16 protein-coding genes are annotated in these 17,922 nt (G+C 62.7%); 9 read left to right on the top strand and 7 right to left on the bottom strand.

Annotated elements, in window-relative coordinates; all coding sequences use genetic code 11:
• The first annotated feature begins 1 nt into the window (after window position 1).
• The 5 genes from ACYCFC_RS10525 to ACYCFC_RS10505 all read left to right on the top strand — a co-directional run bounded on the left by ACYCFC_RS10525 (window position 2) and on the right by ACYCFC_RS10505 (window position 5,396).
• Window positions 2–643 (top strand): YfgM family protein, encoded by a 642-nt coding sequence (locus tag ACYCFC_RS10525; protein ID WP_459651558.1) that lies wholly within the window; start codon window positions 2–4, stop codon window positions 641–643.
• A gap of 4 nt (window positions 644–647) precedes the next feature.
• On the top strand, window positions 648–1,796 hold the full coding sequence (gene bamB, locus ACYCFC_RS10520) for an outer membrane protein assembly factor BamB (protein ID WP_459651557.1): 1,149 nt from the start codon (window positions 648–650) through the stop codon (window positions 1,794–1,796).
• Between the two features lie 102 nt (window positions 1,797–1,898).
• Window positions 1,899–3,380, top strand: coding sequence for a ribosome biogenesis GTPase Der (gene der / locus ACYCFC_RS10515; RefSeq protein WP_181085843.1), 1,482 nt, complete (start codon window positions 1,899–1,901; stop codon window positions 3,378–3,380).
• 85 nt (window positions 3,381–3,465) lie between these two features.
• On the top strand, window positions 3,466–4,614 hold the full coding sequence (locus tag ACYCFC_RS10510) for a pyridoxal phosphate-dependent aminotransferase (protein ID WP_181085841.1): 1,149 nt from the start codon (window positions 3,466–3,468) through the stop codon (window positions 4,612–4,614).
• Entirely contained in the window at window positions 4,602–5,396 is a 795-nt protein-coding gene (locus ACYCFC_RS10505) for an amidohydrolase (protein ID WP_181085838.1), read from the top strand. Before ACYCFC_RS10510 ends, ACYCFC_RS10505 begins: the two co-directional genes overlap by 13 nt.
• Window positions 5,397–5,425: 29 nt before the next feature.
• Here ACYCFC_RS10505 and ACYCFC_RS10500 read toward each other — a convergent pair whose 3' ends face one another.
• The 3 genes from ACYCFC_RS10500 to ACYCFC_RS10490 form a co-directional block, all read right to left on the bottom strand.
• The gene (locus tag ACYCFC_RS10500) at window positions 5,426–6,139 is read right to left on the bottom strand and encodes an endonuclease (protein WP_181085836.1); all 714 of its coding nucleotides are present in this window, start codon (window positions 6,137–6,139) and stop codon (window positions 5,426–5,428) included.
• Window positions 6,140–6,283: 144 nt separating this feature from the next.
• Window positions 6,284–7,150 carry a carboxylate/amino acid/amine transporter gene (locus ACYCFC_RS10495; RefSeq protein WP_181085834.1) on the bottom strand — a complete coding sequence of 289 codons (867 nt, stop codon included), beginning with the start codon at window positions 7,148–7,150 and terminating at the stop codon, window positions 6,284–6,286.
• A gap of 82 nt (window positions 7,151–7,232) precedes the next feature.
• The gene (locus ACYCFC_RS10490) at window positions 7,233–7,466 is read right to left on the bottom strand and encodes a hypothetical protein (RefSeq protein ID WP_181085829.1); all 234 of its coding nucleotides are present in this window, start codon (window positions 7,464–7,466) and stop codon (window positions 7,233–7,235) included.
• Between the two features lie 266 nt (window positions 7,467–7,732).
• Between ACYCFC_RS10490 and ACYCFC_RS10485 the strand changes: the two genes are divergently transcribed.
• From ACYCFC_RS10485 to ACYCFC_RS10475, 3 genes are all read left to right on the top strand, one after another.
• Window positions 7,733–9,184 carry a GMC oxidoreductase gene (locus ACYCFC_RS10485; RefSeq protein ID WP_459653937.1) on the top strand — a complete coding sequence of 484 codons (1,452 nt, stop codon included), beginning with the start codon at window positions 7,733–7,735 and terminating at the stop codon, window positions 9,182–9,184.
• A 9-nt stretch (window positions 9,185–9,193) separates the two neighbouring features.
• Window positions 9,194–9,610 (top strand): hypothetical protein, encoded by a 417-nt coding sequence (locus ACYCFC_RS10480; RefSeq protein WP_459653936.1) that lies wholly within the window; start codon window positions 9,194–9,196, stop codon window positions 9,608–9,610.
• Between the two features lie 198 nt (window positions 9,611–9,808).
• Window positions 9,809–10,795 carry a lipid A deacylase LpxR family protein gene (locus tag ACYCFC_RS10475; RefSeq protein ID WP_181085823.1) on the top strand — a complete coding sequence of 329 codons (987 nt, stop codon included), beginning with the start codon at window positions 9,809–9,811 and terminating at the stop codon, window positions 10,793–10,795.
• A 219-nt stretch (window positions 10,796–11,014) separates the two neighbouring features.
• Here ACYCFC_RS10475 and ACYCFC_RS10470 read toward each other — a convergent pair whose 3' ends face one another.
• From ACYCFC_RS10470 to ACYCFC_RS10460, 3 genes are read right to left on the bottom strand one after another with little or no spacing between them, the layout of a single operon-like run.
• Window positions 11,015–11,359: a YdbL family probable chaperone protein gene (locus tag ACYCFC_RS10470; RefSeq protein WP_181085821.1), complete on the bottom strand. Its 345-nt coding sequence runs from the start codon at window positions 11,357–11,359 to the stop codon at window positions 11,015–11,017.
• A 21-nt stretch (window positions 11,360–11,380) separates the two neighbouring features.
• A complete protein-coding gene (locus ACYCFC_RS10465; RefSeq protein WP_181085819.1) occupies window positions 11,381–11,572 on the bottom strand; it encodes a YnbE family lipoprotein in 192 nt (63 codons plus the stop codon).
• Between the two features lie 55 nt (window positions 11,573–11,627).
• Window positions 11,628–14,204 carry an intermembrane phospholipid transport protein YdbH family protein gene (locus tag ACYCFC_RS10460; protein ID WP_459653935.1) on the bottom strand — a complete coding sequence of 859 codons (2,577 nt, stop codon included), beginning with the start codon at window positions 14,202–14,204 and terminating at the stop codon, window positions 11,628–11,630.
• Window positions 14,205–14,779: 575 nt separating this feature from the next.
• On the opposite strand from ACYCFC_RS10460, the gene ACYCFC_RS10455 reads away from it, so the two are divergent.
• Window positions 14,780–16,252, top strand: a complete 1,473-nt coding sequence (locus ACYCFC_RS10455; protein WP_459653934.1) for a DNA recombination protein RmuC — start codon at window positions 14,780–14,782, stop codon at window positions 16,250–16,252.
• Between the two features lie 314 nt (window positions 16,253–16,566).
• Here ACYCFC_RS10455 and ACYCFC_RS10450 read toward each other — a convergent pair whose 3' ends face one another.
• The gene (locus ACYCFC_RS10450; RefSeq protein ID WP_459653933.1) at window positions 16,567–17,817 is read right to left on the bottom strand and encodes an MgtC/SapB family protein; all 1,251 of its coding nucleotides are present in this window, start codon (window positions 17,815–17,817) and stop codon (window positions 16,567–16,569) included.
• Window positions 17,818–17,922: the final 105 nt, after the last annotated feature.

Here is a 17,922-nt window from a genome sequence, read left to right as displayed (position 1 = left end):
CGTGACCTCGGGTAACGAAGAAGAACAACTGGCTCAGATCAAGGAGTGGTGGCAGCGTAACGGCATGCCATTGCTGATGGGCGCTGCCCTGGCGTTGGCGCTGGTGTTTGGCTGGCAGTTCTGGCAGAAGCATCAGATCAACCAGGCGCATGGCGCATCGGCGATCTATCAGCAGTTGCTGATGGCGGCACTGAATGATTCCGCGCCGGATGTCGCGGAAGTCTCGCGCCTGGGGCAGCGCCTCAAGAAGGATTTTGCCGGCACGCATTATGCGCAGTACGGCAGTCTGTTCGTCGCCAAGGTCGCCGTCGAATCAGGTCGTCTCGACGAGGCCGCGACAGAACTGCAGGGCGTGCTGGACAAACCTGCGGACAAGACGCTCGAAGAACTTGCCCGCCAGCGTCTGGCCCGCGTGCTGTCCGCCCAGGACAAGACCGAGGCGGCGCTGGCGCTGCTTGCTGGCGAGGCGCCCAAAGCCTTCGCCGCCAGCCGTGAAGAATTGCGCGGCGACCTGTTGCTCAAGCTCGAACGTCATGACGAGGCCCATGCCGCCTATTCCAAGGCGAAGGAGTCGTTGTCGCAGGATGCCGCCATTGGCGGCTTGCAACTGAAACTGGATGACCTGGCTCGTGGAGAGGCGTGAATCGATGCGTTGGAAAACTGCAGCGCTGCTGACCCTGGCCGTTCTGGCGGCAGGGTGCAGCAGCAACGACAAGAAAGAGCCCGGTCCGGCCGAACTGGTCAAGTTCGATGCTGAAGTCGAACTGAAGAAGGAATGGAGCCGCTCGGTCGGCATGGGACAGGGCAAGACCTACAATCTGCTGGCGCCCGTGGTCTACGGCAACGAGATTTTTGCCGCCGATATCGAGGGGCTGGTGGTCGCCATGGACCGCGAGACTGGCAAGGTGAACTGGAAGAAAAAGCTGGACGTGCCGATCTCTGGTGCCGTGGGCGCGGGTTATGGCCTGGTTCTGGTAGGCACCCTGCGCGGCGAAGTGCTGGCGCTGGATGTCTCCAGCGGTGAAGAGCGCTGGCGTAGCCAGGTCAGCAGCGAGGTGCTCGCCGCGCCTGCCGTCAATGGCGACGTGGTGGTGGTACAGACCCAGGATGACCGCGTCATCGCGCTGGACATCGATAACGGCGAGCAGCGCTGGAGCTACGAGAGTTCTCCCGCCGTGCTGACACTGCGCGGCACGGGTGCGCCGCTGCTGACCAATGAACTGGCGATAGCCGGCCTGTCCAGCGGCAAGGTGGTCGCGCTGGATACCCGCCGTGGTCTGCCGGTGTGGGAGCAGCGCGTGGCGATTCCCCAGGGCCGCTCCGAGCTGGAGCGTGTGGTCGATATCGACGGTGGCCTGTTGCTGTCGGGTGGAGTGATTTATGTCGCCACCTACCAGGGCCGCGCCGCCGCGCTGGATCTGGAAAGCGGACGGATACTCTGGCAGCGTGACGCCTCCACGTCGTCCGGTGTCGCTCTGGGTTACGGCAGCATTTATGTAAGCCAGGCCGACGGTTCGGTAGTAGGCATCGATGAGCGCTCGACAACCGTCCTCTGGAGCAACGATTCACTGGCGCGCCGCGAGCTTTCCGGTCCCACGGTATTTTCCAGCTACGTTGTGGTGGGGGACAAGGAAGGCTATCTGCATCTGCTGAGTCAGGTCGATGGCCGTTTCGTCGCTCGCTCCCGCATCGACAGTGCCGGCCTGCGCACTCGACCGGTGGTCGAGGGTGACTGGCTGTACAGTTATGGCAACGATGGCAAGCTGGTCGCATTGACCATTCGCCAGGCGGATTAGTCGCGTTTCGTTCGTCGCGCTGCCGTGTAGGCAGCGCCTGATATCCGGCCGCTGCCTCGCAGCGGCCTTCGTGTTTTCTGAAATATCGCAGTGGAGAGCCGCATGGTTCCCGTAATCGCCCTGGTGGGCCGCCCGAACGTCGGCAAGTCCACCCTGTTCAATCGTCTGACCAAAAGTCGTGACGCCATCGTGGCCGAGTATGCCGGTCTGACCCGTGATCGCCAGTACGGCGAGGCCAAGTGGCAGGGCCGCACCTATATCGTCATCGATACCGGCGGCCTGACGGGCGACGAAGAAGGGATCGACGCCAAGATGGCCGAGCAGTCGCTGCAGGCCATGGAAGAGGCCGATGCGGTGATGTTCATGGTCGACGCGCGCGCGGGCATGACGCCGGGCGACCAGATGATCGCCGAGCATCTGCGCAAGATGAACAAGCGCCATTTCCTGGTGGTGAACAAGGTCGACAGCATCGACCCGGACATCGCCCGCGCCGAGTTCAGCCCACTGGGCCTGGGTGATGCGCTGCCCATCGCCGCCGCGCACGGTCGTGGCATCAGTTACATGCTCGATCAGGCGCTGGGTAGCTTCCCCAAGGATAACGCCGAGGTTACTGAAGAAGAGGGCGTGGAAGAGGGCGAGACTGCCGTCGAAGGCCAGGAACTCAAGCGTATTCCCGGCCCGAGCGAGAAAGATGGCATCAAGATCGCCATCATCGGTCGTCCCAACGTCGGCAAGTCGACCCTGGTCAACCGCATGCTCGGTGAGGAGCGGGTCATCGTCTATGACCAGGCCGGCACCACGCGCGACAGCATCTATATTCCCTTCGAGCGTGGTGATGAGAAGTACACCCTGATCGATACCGCGGGCGTGCGCCGCCGCGGCAAGATCTTCGAGGCGGTGGAAAAGTTTTCCGTGGTCAAGACGCTGCAGGCGATCCAGGACGCCAACGTGGTGATCTTCGTCATGGATGCGCGCGAAGGTGTGGTCGAGCACGACTTGAACCTGCTTGGCTTCGTGCTCGACAGTGGCCGGGCGCTGGTCATTGCGTTGAACAAGTGGGACGGCATGGAGCCTGGCGAGCGCGACTACGTGAAGACCGAGCTGGAGCGCCGGCTGTTCTTCGTCGAGTTCGCCGACATCCATTTCATCTCGGCCAAGCACGGCACTGGCGTCGGCAATCTGTACAAGTCGGTGCAGGCCTCCTTCACCTCGGCCGTTACCCGCTGGCCCACCAGCCGGCTGACGCAGATTCTCGAGGATGCGGTGCGCGAACATGCGCCGCCGATGATCGGCAGTCGCCGGATCAAGCTGCGTTATGCGCACCTGGGCGGCGCCAACCCGCCGCTGATCGTGATCCACGGCAACCAGGTCGAAGCGGTACCCAAGTCCTATACGCGCTATCTGGAAAACACCTACCGGCGCGTACTCAAGCTGGTCGGCACGCCGATCCGCATCGAATACAAGGGCGGCGAAAACCCCTACGAGGGCAAGAAGAACACCCTGACCGACCGCCAGGTGAACAAGAAGCGCCGGCTTATGTCGCACCACAAGAAGGCCGAGAAGAAGCGCCGGGATAAAAAATAGCCACGAGCCGGAAGCCAGAAGCTGGAAGTTCTTTCGCAGGGGCTTCCGGTTTTTCGCTTCCAGTGTCCAGCCTTGAGCGAACCCGATGATCACCAGCAAGCTGCCCAACGTCGGTACCACCATCTTCAGCACCATGTCGCAGCTCGCTGCCGAGGTGGGAGCGATCAATCTGTCCCAGGGTTTTCCCGATTTCGACGGGCCACAGGCGTTGCGCGAAACGGTAGGGCGGGCGGTCATGACCGGGCACAACCAGTACGCGCCCATGGCTGGATTGCCGGCATTGCGCGAGCAGGTAGCGCTGAAGGTCCGGTCGCTGTATGGCCGACAGGTGAGTGCGGACAGTGAAATCACCATCACGCCGGGCGCGACCCAGGCGATCTTCTGCGCGATCCATGCGGTGGTACGTGCCGGCGACGAGGTGATCGTCTTCGACCCCTGCTACGACAGCTACGAGCCGGCGGTGGAGCTTGCCGGCGGTGTCTGTATCCACCAGCCGCTGAGCCTGCCGGATTTCTCCATCGACTGGCAGCGCCTGGCCGATGCGATCACCCCGCGCACGCGGATGATCGTGCTCAACACGCCACATAATCCCAGCGGCGCCCTGATCGATCACAGCGATCTGGAGCGTCTTGCCGCGCTGATTCGTGAGCGTGACATCTATCTGCTCAGCGACGAGGTCTACGAACATCTGGTATTCGACGGTCGCGAGCATGCCAGCGTCCTGCGTCACGAGGAGCTGTACCAGCGCGCGTTCGTGATCAGTTCGTTCGGCAAGACCTACCACGTTACCGGCTGGAAGACCGGCTATGTGGTGGCGCCGCCGAACCTGACGGCCGAGCTGCGCAAGGTGCACCAGTACGTCAGCTTTACTGGTGTGACGCCGCTGCAATGGGCGTTGGCGGAATTCATGGCCGAACACCCCGAACACATCGCCGAGCTGCCGGGCTTCTATCAGGCCAAGCGCGACCTGTTCTGCGACCTGCTGGCTGGCTCGCGGTTCGGCTTTACCCGTACGGCGGGCACCTATTTCCAGCTGGCCGATTATTCGGCGATCCGTCCCGATCTGGATGACGTGGCCATGGCGCAATGGCTGACCCGCGAGCACGGCGTGGCGAGCATTCCCATTTCGGTGTTCTACCAGGCGCCGCCTGCCGATCTGCGGCTGGTGCGTTTCTGCTTCGCCAAACAGGAGGAGACGCTGCGCCAGGCGGCGGAAAGACTATGCGCGATTTGAACACATTGCCCTACCTCGAACTGGTGCTGATCCAGACCACGCTGGCCTGGCAGGATGCTGCCGCCAACCGCGAATATTTCACCCGCTTGCTGGAGCAGGCGCGTGGCGCCGATCTGATCATCCTGCCGGAAATGTTCACCACCGGCTTTTCCATGAGCGCGGCGCAGCTGGCCGAACCGGAAGAGGGGCCAACCTACAGTTGGATGCGCGAGCAGGCCGCGCGCCTGGATGCCGTGGTCACCGGCAGCGTGATCATCGAGGCGGCGGACGGCAGCCATCGCAACCGCCTGCTCTGGGCGTGCCCGAACGGCGAAATCCTGCATTACGACAAGCGCCACCTGTTCCGCATGGCCGGCGAGCACCAGCACTACACGGCGGGCGAACGCCAAGCCCTGTTCGAGCTGAATGGCTGGCGCGTGCGCCCGCTGATCTGCTACGACCTGCGTTTTCCGGTATGGAGCCGCGATGCCCACGGCACCGATCTGCTGATCTACACGGCGAACTGGCCGGCGGCCCGGCGCAACGCCTGGAACCGCCTGCTGCCGGCGCGCGCCATCGAGAACCTGTGCTTCGTCGCGGCGGTGAATCGTGTCGGTAAGGATGGCAAGGGATACCCCTACAGTGGTGACAGTCAGGTACTCGATTTCCTTGGCGACCCGCTGCTGGAAGCTGGCGAGGGAGAGGGCGTGTTCCGCACGACCCTGCGCGCCCGTGATCTGGCTGCGTTTCGTGAAAAATTTCCTGCCTATCACGATGGCGACCGCTTCGAGTTGAAGCTCTAGGGAGTTTTTCCCTGTCCCTTGAGCGAGTTTCAGCGGCTGGCCAGGGATTTCCGCTCGCCGCAGCGGCGCAGATCGACCTCGCCGACATGCGGGTTGGCGTTGCCCTGTATGCAGGCGATGCTGCGATTGCGCCACTGTTCCCATTCGCTGACCGGGTACTGGCGATTCCAGATGTCGTACAGGCGCTGGTCCTGTCTGGACAGACGCAGGGCGTAGCGCTCGCTCATGTACAGGTAGGTGCGGGCGATTGCGCCACGGCTGTACTCCGGCGGCATCGCCGTGCGCTGCTTGAAGTTGACCACGAAAGGGCAGGCGCCGTACTGGCTGGGCTTTTCGGCGAGCATGCCGAAACCGTAATTGCTGCGGTCGCCATTGACCTCGCCGACCACCGGCACCAGGTTGTGCAGGTCGGCTTCGGCCTTGCTGAATACCGGATCTTTGGCGGTGCACTGCTTGCGCCCGCCCTGTTGCCAGCACTGACGCTGGTGGCCGATCACCCAGGCCGGGACGATGTGTTCCCACTCCACGCGAGCGGCGCGTTTGGGCTGCTTGCGTGGAATATAGCCGCAGCTGTCGAGGTCGATCCGGTTGCCCTTGAAGGCACAGCCACAATAGAAATCCACCGGGCGTTCGGCATAGATCGTCCAGGCGATCTTCTTGGCTTCGCGGAAGGTGCGCGGTGCATCGGCCTGAACCGAGGCGAACGGAAGGAGCAACAGCACAAGCAGGGCAAGCGGGTGCATGGGCATCTCGACGGCAAACTGAGAAATGCGTCCATGCAGAGCCCGGCATGTTACTGCTGAACCATGGATAAATCATCAATAAAATCATGCGGTTGGCTGCCTGCTATGGCGGCTTGAGGCGATGTTGGCCGGATGAATTCGACCCTACGAGGCTCTTGCGCAGCGGGTCTGGCCGGCGCTGCTGATCCACAGCGAGCCGAGGATCAGCAGCCCGCCGATCAGCAGCAGGTCGAGGCGGGTTTCGCTGCCCCAGAACAGGAAGTTGATGATCAGGCCGACCGGTACCGACAGGTTGTTCATCACCGCCAGAGTACCGGCATCCACCAGGGTGGCGCCCTTGTTCCAGCAGAACTGGCCGAGGGCCGTGGCCAGCACGCCCATCCACAGCAGCACGCCCCACTGGGTGGAGGTGGTCGGCAGTCTTTCCGGATCACCAAGCACCAGCCAGGCCGGCAGGACCACCAGCAATGCGCCGAGGAAGAAATAGCCGAAGCGGCGGTGCAATGGGATCTGCGACTGGTAATGCCGGGCCAGATGCTTGTAGCCGACCTGGCCAGCGGCAAAGGTGAAGTTGGCCAGCTGCAGCAGCAGAAAGCCTGCGAGAAAGTCGCTGCTGAGCTCGTCATAGCGGATCAGCCCCGCCCCGAGCACGGCCACCGCTGCGGCGAGCAATGCCCAGGGGTTGAAACGCCGGTTCAGCGCATCATCGATTAGTGCCACGTGCAGTGGCGTGAGCACCGTGAACAGCAGCACTTCGGCCACCGTCAGCACGTTGAAGCTCAGGTACAGGCACAGGTAGGTGACGCCGAACTGCAACATGCCGACTACCGTCACGCCAGCAATGAACCCCGGCGCCACACCACGCCAGCGTGTCATCGGCAGAAAAATCAGCCCTGCCAGCAGCACGCGGGTGAGCACGGCGAAGTAGCTGTCCACCGCGCCGGCCAGGTATATCCCGATAAGGTTGAAGGAAACGGCCCACAGCAGGGTGACGAAAATCAGATAAGGCATGCCGGCTCCTCAGCGAAGGCCGGCGACCTTAACGGTTGCGTTGCAAAGAAGAAAGCGCAGTCAGCTGTTTTCCACAGTTGCCTCAGTCATCGCTGTCTTCGTCATGCTCATGGCTATTGGGGGCGGGGTGATCATCCATGCGTGGATCTGGATCGACTCCGGTGGGGTTCTGGTAGCCATGTGCGGAATCATCTTCAAGTTGCTGACGATGGGAATCGGTGGTGTTTTGCGAGCCATCCTGGGCACTTTCGTTGGCAAAGGCCGTGCCTGTTGCCAGCAACGTGAAGAGGGCGATGGCGGAAGGTGTGATGTGCATGGTCTGTCCTCGAGTGTGTGGCGACGTACCCGCTTGTTTCGACCTGTTCTGTCCGCCGTCGTTCGGGAGCCAGCGGTCGCTGTGGATGAACTTGGAGGCTGCTGGACGGTCCCCTTAAGCGAGGCGCGCTGGCTCTGCTGTAGCCGTGCACGAAAGAAACCTGTAACGCGCGGCGGGAACAATGCTTGCGTGATCGTTGATCGGCAGCGTTGTCTGGACGAGTTTGCGTCAACTCGGCGGCCTGCCAATGGAAAGGAAAGAGTTGCGTGCAAATCAACCGTGTCAGCGCAAGGGACATAGACAAACAGCATTATGAGTTGGTCGTCATCGGGTCGGGTTTCGGCTCCTGCTTCTTCCTCAGTGAAGCCCTGAAGCATATTCAGGGACGCGCCCTGATCATCGAATGGGGCGACTTCCATCCCTGGGACTGGCAGATCCAGAACCAGCAAAGCTCGCTGATCATGCCCGAGTCGACCTACGACAACCCCGGCGAGAAGCCCTGGAACACCACCATTGCCCTGGGCGGCGGCATGAACTGCTGGTTCTCCCAGACGCCGCGCCTGCATCCCAGCGACTTCGCCACCCACAGCCTCTACGGCGTGGGCCACGACTGGCCGCTGAGCTATGAGGACCTCGAACCCTACTACTGCCAGGCCGAACAGATCATGTCGATTGCCGGTGACCCGGACATGGCCAGGGTGCTGCCGCGCAGCCAGCCCTTCCCACAGCCGCCGCACAAGGGCTCGACTATCGACATGCTGATGAAGAAGGCGATGCCGGACCATCACTTCATCATGCCCACCGGGCGTGCGCGGGTGGCCACCGGCACGCGGGGCGTCTGCTGCGCCAATGCCACCTGCAACCTGTGCCCGGTCAATGCCAAGTTCACCGCGCAGAACGGCTTCGCCGAGCTGTTCAGCCACCCCAGGGTGGATGTCTGCCTGAAGACCGAAGTGCGCACCCTCGAATACGAGGGCAGCAGCGTCAAAGCGGCCACCCTGCGCGGCGAGGACGGCGAATTCCGGGTGCATGGCGATGTCTTCGTGCTGGGCGCCAACGCCATTCAGAGCCCGGCCATCCTGCTGCGCTCGGATATCGACCACGGTGATACCGGCAGGGGGCTGCACGAGCAGGTCGGCGCCAACGTCGAGGTCTTCCTCGATGGCCTGGGCAATTTCGACGGCAGCACCATCACCACCGGCCTGAACTATGCCCTGTATGACGGCGATTTCCGCAAGGACCACTCGGCCTGCCTGGTGTATTTCGAGAACCGCTGGCCCTATGGCCTGCGCCCCGAACCGGGACGCTGGAACCAGCTGCTGCCCTTGATGGTGGTCAGCGAAGACCTGCCCAACCGCGACAGCCGCGTGCTGATCGATCCCGCCACGGGCGATGCGATCATCGACTACCAGGGCGAATCCGACTACGGCCTCAAGGGTGTGCAGTACGGTCTGGACAACCTTGAAAAGCTGCTGGCGCCACTGCCGGTCGAATCGATCAATTTCCGTGAATGGCGTCTGACCGAATCCCACGTGCAGGGCACCCTGCGCATGGGCCAGGCCGATGACGGCTCGGTGGTCGATGGGCAGATGCTGCATCAGCGCATGCGCAACCTCGTCGTGGTGGGTACCGCGACCTACCCGAGCTGCTCGCCCGCCAACCCCAGCCTGACTGCCGCCGCGCTGTCCATTCGGGCTGCTGACCTGCTGTATAGCTAAGGACTCTCGATGAAACGCCGTACCTTCATGATCGCTTCGACTGCCGCGCTCGGCCTGGTCGCGGTAGGCGCGGGTGCCTGGGTCTACGAGGATCGCCAGGTGTTCATTCCCCAGCTGCTGCAGCAACTGGTGGGGGACTTCAGGATGGATGCCGAGGATGAACGCAGGTTCATCGATGCCCTGGCCGGCCACTACGGCGAGGATAAACTCATTGCGTTGATGGGCCTGTACAAGATTCGCCAGCAGACCGGCGTAGGCACGCCCTATACCGACCCCAGGGTGGACAAGTTCGAGCGCCGGCTACTGACCGATTTCATGGTCTCCACCGATTACCTGCGTCATCAGGAGGCCAACCCCAAAGTGACCTTTCTGGGCTACCGGCTACCGTGCAGCAATCCCTATGCGCGGTTCGAGGGGCTCGCGTGATTTCCCTCGCCTTCGATGACGTCGGGGATAGTAGGCCTGGCCACGCTCGCCGACGGTGCTTATCACCAAGAATGAGATGGCGTGATCAGGTCTTGCAATCTGCCCGTTAACGGCGCGCGATGGTGAACGATTGGCCACATGTCAGGCTCTATAAACATGCAGATACATTCTCTGTTGCATGTAACCAAGGAGCTGGCCATGGCAATTTCATGTTCGCGTGCCTGTTTATCCCTCGCCCTAGTCGCCGCCAGTTTGCCGGCGCTGAGCCAGGCGGACCTGTATTCGCTGAAGATCGAGAACGACATCATTGCGACCGGCAGCGACGGTCACTACACCAATGGCTTCGAGCTGATGCGCTCCTTCAAGCCGGATGCCGATCATTGGGCGAGGCGGTTCGCCGGAGCCACGCCGGGCTGGACAGCGGATGAGGTCGATAATATCGCCTACCGCTTCGGGCATCAGATCTACACGCCAAACGAGATCGAGCGGGCCGCGCTGATCGAAGACGATCGGCCTTATGCCGGCCTGCTCTTCGCCGGAATGTCGCTTTTCTCCGATAACCAGTATGAAGGCTGGCGCGAAACCAGTGGCTTGCATCTTGATGTCGGCGTGGTCGGCCCGGCTGCCGGCGGCAAGAAGATTCAGCGCTGGGTACACGATGCGACCGGCAGCGACGAGCCCAGGGGCTGGGACAACCAGTTGCGCAACGAACCCTTCGTCAACCTCGGTTACCAGAAGCGCTGGTGGCTGCAACAGCGTTTTGCCGGGCTGGAAATGGAGTACGGGCCGAGCGCGGGTGTCGCCCTGGGCAACCTCTACAGCTATGGTTCCGCGGGCTTGGGCGTCCGTATCGGCCAGGGCCTGGCGCGCAGCTTCAGCATCCCGGCGGTGGCGCCCGCGCAGAGTGGCAGCCTGTTCTTCGACCAGGGCGGCGGTTTTGCCTGGAATCTGTTCGCCAATCTGGAAGGCCGCTACATGGCGCACAACATGCTGCTCGAAGGCAATACCTTCAAGAGCAGCCACTCGGTGGACAGCCGCGAGTGGGTCGGCGATGCCAAGGCCGGCGTGGCGCTGACCTGGAACGACTGGCAACTGGCATTCGCCAGCGTCTGGCGTACCCGTGAATTTCATGGCCAGGACGAACATGATCAGTTCGGTTCACTGACCCTTTCGGCGTGGTTTTGAAGTAAAGGGGCCGTTTTGCCTGGTGGGCGGCTCGCGAGCGTCGGATTCATTCGCCTGCGTGCGACCCTCACGGAAAAGCTTCGGGGCTGAAGCCGATCCCATGGACATCAGTCAGTGTGGGAACGGCTTCAGTCGCGAAGGGCATGAAGCCATGCCGGGGCGGCGTCAAACAGCCGGGTCGGAAACGCCTGGCCGGCATAGTCCCGCATAACCGCCGGGCTACTTCTTCACCCAGTTCCCATTGAGCTGGATGATCTGCCCGGCTGGCGTTTTCTCGATGGCCTTCTTGCCGGCGATGGCTTCCACGTCGCTGACACTGATGCCGTTCTTCTGCGCCACACGGTGATATTCGGCACGCCGCGCCTGGTTGATCTGGCTGGCGATGGCTTCGGCCTGGCCGCCGGGCTGCACCACGCCCAGATAACCGTCCGGTTTTTCGCCCAGCTGGCCGCTGGCCTTGGCCTGGCCCAGCGCGGACATGGCTTCGTTGAGGGACATGGCCGCGACAGGCAGCGCCAGGCACAGCGCCACAAGCAGAGAGCCGAATTTCAGATAGGTTTTCATGGCACTTCCTTTAGGAACGGTTCAGAACAGACCGCTGTCTTCGTTGATGATGGCGTCGAGCTGCTTGTCGACCCGGATATAGATCTCGTGCTCGATCTTCACGTTGAGGTTGATGTTGATCGGCTCGTTGGGCACCGCCAGTTCCACCCTCGGGGTGCAGGCGCTGGACAGCAGAGCCAGCGCCAGGATGCTGATTGGATAGCGCAAGCGCATGATTGCTTTCTCCTTTGTGGGTGTCGCTACAGTGCCTTAACAGGCCGTCGAAAAACTACTGTGTTTCTTGATGGCCTGGTCTGAGGCGCTCCTGCACACGTCGTTGGATGGTTTCGCTGACACGATCGGATAATTGCAGGCTGGTCAGCAAGGCCGGAATGTCTTCCTCCAGATTGACCGATAGGTTGACCGGGCGACCGCCTTCGAGTGCCGGGTTGCGCCCGTGCAGCCGCAGTCCGAGGTTCAGCGTGCCGTTGCTGGCGTAACGCACGTCGCTGGTGAGCAGGTCGTAGTGGAAGTCGTCTAGGGCCTCGGTGACCAGCCGCATCGCCGGGTTGGATTGCCCCAGCGCCTGAATCCTGGCCGAGCGAAAGCGCAGGATGCCGCCGGGTTCGCGTGCCTGCAGCGAGCCCTGTTCGATACTCAGGCCCTGCTCGCTGCGTTGCAATTGCAACTCGCCGTCGATCACCCCCGTACCGGACAGACCTTCGGTGGGGTAGGCGTCAAGCAGTAACGGCAGCTGCAAACCGCGCAAATGGGCGCTCAGGCGCTGTTCGCCGGCGGCCAGGTCGGCAGCGCCGGGATCCAGCCAGAGCCTGCCGCCCATCACCTGGACGTCGGCAATGCTCCAGGCGAGGCGACCCTGCTGAAGTTGCTGGATATCCCCGGTGTACTCACCGCGCAACAGCAATGGCCCGAAGCTGAAGCCGGGGTTGGCCTGCTGCACCTTCAGTTCGGGTATTTCAAGGCGCAGCCGGTTGCGTTGCAGGCTGAGCCTGAGCGCGCTGTCCAGACCGCTCACCTCGGCGCGGTCGAAGATGCCGCCCAGGCCCCTGGCATCGAGCGTGGCCGTGGCGTTGGGCGGTGCGTCGCCGGCCAGTTCGATGCGCGCCTGGGCCTGCATGCGCCCGGTATTGAGTTCCAGCGTCTGCGGCCAGTCGGCCAGGGTGGCGGCGAACGGGTTGCCGGCACGCAGAAACAGCTCCGGGAGCCTGGCGTCGAGGCGGGTCGTGGTATCCGCCCAGGTATGCCGGAGCGCCAGCGTCAGGGACAGACCGGCATCGTTCGTGAGCGGTCCGTCGAGGGTGATTCGTTGCGGGTCGCCGTTCAGGGTCGGGCTCCAGCGCCAGCCCTGGGGGCGCAGCGATGGCTGGCGCAGCAGACCCGTTTCGATCAGTGGCGCGCCATTGACCCGCAGTTGCTGGTCGGCAAGGTTTGCCTCGATATTGATGCCCGCCAGCCGCAGGCTCAGTTTTTCTGCTGACAGCTCAGGGCCGCTGGCCAGGCTGTCGAGGGTGATTCGCGAACCTTCGGTCAGCCCAAGGGTCGCGGCTTGCGGCGATGCCTGGCCGTTGAAACGCAGATCCACTGTCAGCCCCTTCGCGCCCAGCTCAGGCAGGTTCTTGCCTTGCAGCCGCAGCCGGCCCTGTTCGACAGCCAGCCCATAGGGCGCCGCGCTATCGAGCAGTAGCTGCGCGTGCAACGTGGCCGGCGCCGGGCCTTCGGCCTGGAGTTGTATCTGCAATGGCAGTGTCGAAGAGGATTCCCGTGCCGGACCGGGTGTCGCCACAAGACCGAGCCGGTGCGGGCGCAGCGGTAGCGGCAGCGCCGCGAGCAGGTCGGCGATGGGTTCCAGTTGCAGGTTCGCGGCCAGCTCGGTGGGTAGCCAGACCCCGCGCTCGGCCCTGGCCGTCAGGTCGAGTTGACCCTGTAACTGGCCGATGGCGGGTACAGGCCAGGGCATGGGGAGATGGGCGGACAGTCGCAGGTCACCATCCAGGCTTTTCCAGGTGTCGGGCAGATTCGATGGGGCGAGCTGGAGCGCCCAGGCCGCGCCGATACGCATCTGCTGGGGCAGCTCGGGAAGTGTCGGCGGTTGGTAAGCCAGCCAGTCACTCAGCCACTCCAGTAGCCAGGGGGCTTCCGGCAGTTCACTCATGGCCAGGGTGCCGTTCCAGAGGGTGTTGTCGGCATGGGGCGTCAATCTGTTGAGCAGGCTCAGGCGTTGCTGGCCGTCGAGTTGCAGCTGCAGGTCCAGATGAGTGTCGGCGCCTTCTTCGTAGGCGTTGGCCAGCAGCACGAGATCGTGGCTGTTGCGCCGCAATTGCAGGCGCGTTTCAGCTGGCAATGGTTGCTCGCCGGCATGTTGCCAGTGCAACTGGCCCTGCTCGCGGCAGGTGCCGCTGGTGCAGGGCAGGCTGAAATCGAGAGAGGCGACATGACCCTGGCGGGGAATCCAGACGACCCAGCGCTCCAGTTGCCGAGGCCCGGGCAGGCTCAGCGGCGTGTCGTCGTCGATGTGCTGATCCGGGTGCGCTTCAGGTTGCCAGTCTGCCTGGAGGTGGTCGATAGTCAGTGAACGCAGTGGCAATGGTCGCCACCAGGCGTCGAGGCGTAGCTGCAGACCGTCGATATTCAGCACCAGCCGCTCCTCGGCGGTCTGTCGAGTCAGGCTGATGTGTTGCAGAAAAAGGCCATCCGTCGACAGCCGCCAGCCATGGAATTCGAGTGCAACGATGCCCTGTTCGCGCTTGAACGCCTGCCACTGATATCCGGCATAGATACCGATACCGAGCAGAAATACAAGCATGGCTGAGACAGCCAGGAGGAGGGTGGTGCGCCGCTTGGCCATGGCCTTTTCCGTAGTCGATACCGCCACAGCATAAGCTGGCCGATGCGGTGTTGCGATCCGTCTGCTCATTGCCTGCAGCCGAGTGGCTGATGACCGGAAAGTTCCGTGCAGCGACCGCGAACGCGCCTGCCACGGGCGTTCTGCGTCTTTTGCTCCAAACTTGTGCACATTCGTGGCGGCGCCCTTGTCAAGCGCTTATTACAAAGAGTCGCAAACCGCGCTGCAGCATAGATCGATAATAACTGATTGAAAAATAAAGCTTTTTTTCATTGGTGAAAAAACCGCCAGTTTAACCTCAGGCCTGTAACCATCGGTGCTGGGGCAAACTGTTACCGCTTTGTTCACAGAGTTATCCACAACTTCTGTGGATTAATTTTTTATGCGATCTGCTTCGCCTTTTGACCGTTAAAAGACAGAATGGCCCTCGACTTGCTAGGTCCAATTCGTAGGTCGGTTTAGCCGAAGGCGTAATCCGGCGATCATGAAGGTATTAACCTGGCATATACAGACGCAACCCGGCACGCCGGGCCATAGCCTGACGGCTATACTGCCCGGCAATTTTCGCCGGAGCGCCCATGTCTCTCGATCCTTCCTATCTGCTTGCCGGGCTTGCTTCCCTTTGTCTTGCATTGGCTGTACTCGCGGGCGTGCTGCAACATCGCCTGGCCCAGCGTCAGGCGCAACTCGCCTTGCTCGACGAACGCCTGAACCAGGCTGCCCTGACTCAGGAGGGGCTCAGCGCACAGCTGGAAGCCAGCCACTTGGAACAGGCCGACTTCATGGAGTCTCGCGCCGGGCTGCAGGCCGAGCTGGCAGCCCTGCGGCGGGAGAACGAGTGGCTGCAGAGGCAGCGTCTGGAAAGCCGCGAAAGCCTCGACGATTTGCAGGCCGAACGTGATGCCCAGCGGGCCGAACTGCGTACGCTGAGTGCGGCCCATGCCAGTGTCAGTGCCGAATTGAATGAGCAGCAAAAAGCCCATCAGCAGCGCCTGGAGGATCTTCAGGGCGCCCGCGACGAGTTGCGGGCGCAGTTCGCCGAGCTGGCCGGCAAGATCTTCGAAGAGCGTGAACAGCGCTTCGCCGAGACCAGTCACGAGCGCCTGGGACAATTGCTCGACCCGCTGAAAGAGCGCATCCAGTCGTTCGAGAAGCGGGTCGAGGAAAGCTATCAGCACGAGGCCCGCGAGCGTTTTTCCCTGGCGCGTGAGCTGGAGCGGCTGCAACAGCTCAACCAGCGCCTGGGGGACGAGGCGACCAACCTGACCCGTGCTCTGCAGGGGCAGAAAACCCAAGGCAACTGGGGCGAGTTGATTCTTGAACGCGTACTGGAGCATGCCGGGCTGGAAAAGGGACGTGAATACCACACCCAGGTCAGCCTGAAGAGTGCCGATGGCGAGCGTTTTCAGCCTGACGTGCTGATCCAGTTGCCGGGCGACAAGCAGGTGGTGGTGGATGCCAAGGTCAGCCTGACCGCCTACCAGATGCTGACCAGCGCCGAGGACGAAGACAGCCGCGCACAGGCGCTCAGGCAGCATGTGCTGTCGTTGCGCAATCATCTGAAGGGGCTCTCGCTGAAGGACTATCAGCGTCTGGATGGTCTTCAAAGCCTGGATTTCGTGCTGCTCTTCGTGCCCATCGAGGCGGCTTTCGCGGCGGCGTTGCAGGCCGATCCCGAGCTGTTTCAGGAGGCCTATGGCAAGCACATCGTGATCGTCAGCCCGACCACGCTATTGGCGACGCTGCGGGTGATCGACAGCCTCTGGCGTCAGGAGCGACAGAGCCAGAATGCCCGCGAAATCGCCGAGCGGGCCGGCGCCCTGTACGACAAGTTCGTCGCCTTCATTCAGGATCTGGATGAGATTGGCAGCCGCCTGCAGCAACTGGACAGGGCCTACCTGGGGGCGCGCAACAAGCTTACCGATGGGCGCGGCAACCTGATCGGTCGCGCCGAACAGCTCAAGCTGCTCGGCGCCCGGGCCAGCAAGCGTCTGCCCGCTGACTGGCTGGAGCGCGCCGGCGCCGAGTCGACGCAGGACAATGCGGGCTGACTCAGGCCAGCAGGCCGTTGAAAAATGTAGGCGACGACTGCAGGGATGCAGGAGGTAGGGCGAAGCAGGAAGCCCGAGCCGAGGCAGGCAAGCCAAGGCGCAACGACCAACGGGAGTAACAGCCGAAGGCTGGCCTGAAGGGCGAGCCTAGCGAGTCAAAACAGGCGAGGAACGGACCGGGCTCGCGTACGAGTTTAGTGGCCTGAATGAGCATGACTCACTTCGTTCGCCCTTCGGGCCGCGCTGAAGCGCGTTAGCCGCAAGCGGCTTGCCGAGCCTGTTTTTAACGCAGTATTGCCAACGCAGGTAGTTTTTCAACGGCCTGCCAGTGACAGCACGGCGAACCCGGCGAGTAAACCACCGGCCATGAAGGGCAGTGTCAGCAGCGCCATGCTGCGACCGGCAATGAAAGCAATCAGCACTGCCTTGACCAGGCTGTTGCTCAGCGCGGCGAGAAATATGCCGCGCACCGCGACCTGCTCGCTCAGGTCGGTGTGGGCGCTGTTGGCCAGCGACAGCGTGATGGCATCCACATCGGTCAGCCCGGATACCAGCGAAACCAGATAGATCCCGATATCGCCGAGCCCGCGCTGGGCGCCTTCGACCAGAAACAGGATCAGTACCAGCAGGGCGGCGAAGCGCATGGCCGGACCGAGCTCGAAGGGGTTCTTCAACGGTGGCTCGGTTGTGCTCTCGGGCTGCTGGGCGGCTCGCAGGTAGTAGAACAGCGCACCGGCGGCATAGACCAGCCCGGCTGTCAGCAGTGGTGCGATCAGCGCCGGCAGCAATGCTCGGTTGATCAGCCCGACTTCCAGCAGCACCCGTGGAAACATCAATGCCGAGGTCGCCAGCAGGCCGGCGGCCAGCGCTGGACGCAGTTTGGCCGAATCCAGGCGCGCGAGGCTCATGGTCATGGCTGTGGAAGAGACGATGCCGCCGAGCAGCGCTGTGACCAGCAGGCCATGTCGGGTGCCCAGCAGGCGGATGGCGACATAGGCGGCGAAGCCGATCCCGGCGATCAGCACCACCATCCACCAGGTGGTATAGGGGTTGAAGGCCTGCCAGGGACCATAGCCCTGGTTGGGCAGCGCCGGCAGCAACACCACGGAAATGAACAGCAGTTTCAGCGCGCCGCCGAGTTCGGCCTCATTAAGCTTGCGCAGCGCGCCATGCAGATGTGTCTTGAGGCTCAATAGCAGGGCCACGACAACGGCGATGGAGGCTGCCAGGAGACGGCTTTCGCTGAGCGCCAGGCTGCCGAGGAGGAAGGTCAGCAGCAGCGCCACTTCGGTGGTCATGCCGTGGTCGGCGTTGTAGCGTGCCTCGACCACGTAACCGGCGATCACCAGCAGCGCCAGTACGATGAACATCGCGATCCAGGCTGCCGTGCCGAAATGCCCGGCGCTCAGCGCTGCCAATCCGCCGAAGAGCCCGCTGAGACCGAAGGTACGCAGCCCGGCCAGCTCTTCGCCGCTGTTGCCGCGACCGCTCCAGCTGCGCTCTGTTCCGATCAGCAGGCCAACCCCCAAGGCGGTGGCGAGGTCCAACAACAGCTCTAGAGTCATGGGTGTGCAGAGCATCGATGATGGTGGATAGGTAGTCTAACCGTCATGCCTGGCTCAGATACGGCTCAGGTCAAGCAATGCCACGCTCTCTTAGGAGCCCGCTTG

This window comes from Stutzerimonas sp. NM35, assembly GCF_054604355.1.
This window is presented reverse-complemented; position numbering and strand designations above follow the sequence as displayed.